The organism is Microcoleus sp. Pol7_A1 (assembly GCF_036701085.1).
GTDB lineage: Bacteria > Cyanobacteriota > Cyanobacteriia > Cyanobacteriales > Microcoleaceae > Microcoleus > Microcoleus asticus.
Window position 1 is genome coordinate 1 of record NZ_JAUBQD010000169.1, and the last position, 1214, is coordinate 1214.

At 39.7% G+C, this 1214-nt stretch carries 1 pseudogene; it reads left to right on the forward strand.

Annotated features, from left to right (window positions below):
- Positions 1-73 precede the first annotated feature (73 nt).
- A pseudogene (locus tag QUA20_RS31810) lies at positions 74-1159 on the forward strand (IS630 family transposase).
- Positions 1160-1214 lie beyond the last annotated feature (55 nt).

Below are 1214 nucleotides of genomic sequence, written 5' to 3' on the forward strand. Positions count from 1 at the left end.
TATAGCGATCGCAAATGATTTGTAAATCCTCGAACGTGTATAATGAGGGATGTAAATCTAAGTAGGAGTTAAAATGATCCGAGAGAAATCCTCAGACAAATTTAGAGAAGATGAAGCCCAAGGTTTATTAGAACTCGAAAATTTTATTGCCGGCAATCCCGACCCAAGAGAACTAAAAAGAGCTGTCTTCTGTTCGGATGCTAATTGAAGGGATCTGTCGCGAAACTATTCAAACAATTTTGGGAGTATCATCTCCATTTATCAGTAAGTGGAAAATCAATTATGCGTTGTATGGAATTGAAGGATTGCTCTTAAATCATCAAGGCTCGCAGGGACAGCTTAAGCCAGAAGAACGGGAGGAAATTGTCCAATGGTTAATCAATAAAAACCAGTGGGATATATCTGCTGTTGCTAATTATATAGCAGAGCGATATCAGATTGAATTTAAATCTCAAACCAGCTACTATCAACTGTTTAAGTCGGCGGGAATTAGCTGGAAAAAGTCTCAAAAAAAGAACCCAAAAGGTGATGAAGAGCTTGTCAAAAAAAAGCACCAAGAAATTTGTGAAACTCTCGAAGAACATCGAGAAGCTATAGAGTCGAGAAAGCTTGTGGTGTATTTGATTGATGAGTGTCACCTTCTCGCTTGGAGATGTCTGTGGCTATCTTTGGGGAAGGCGCAATGAGAGAATAGAAATACCGATGGTAAATCAGAGAGAAAAACAAACTTATTACGGTGCGATCGATTATTTAACCAAACAGTTCGTTCTGCGAGAATATGCGACTGCAAATTCCGAGAATACGGTCGATTTCTTAAAGGATTTACAATCCTTAAATCCTGAAGCGAGACACTTGATTATTTGGGATGGAGCTAGTTACCACAAATATAAAGAGATGAAGGCTTACCTAGAAGAAGTTAATCGAGGCAAACAGAAGGATGAATGGCCTTTGACTTGTGTCCTGTTTGCTCCCAATGCTCCGCCTGCAGAATCCCGTAGAGGATATTTGGCTCCATGCCAAAACTTGGGTGAGAAAATTTGGGAATCGGATCGGTTCTTTTTCCTTGGTTAAATGGTTCTTCAATTTTACCATACAGCAGCAAAGCTTTGACTTTCCCAAGCTACACAAGTTTGGTGATTTTGAGCCAACATTCTCATGAAACTACTGCTCGATCGAACCCTCGATCGATTTATGAATGATTTGCGATCGCTATA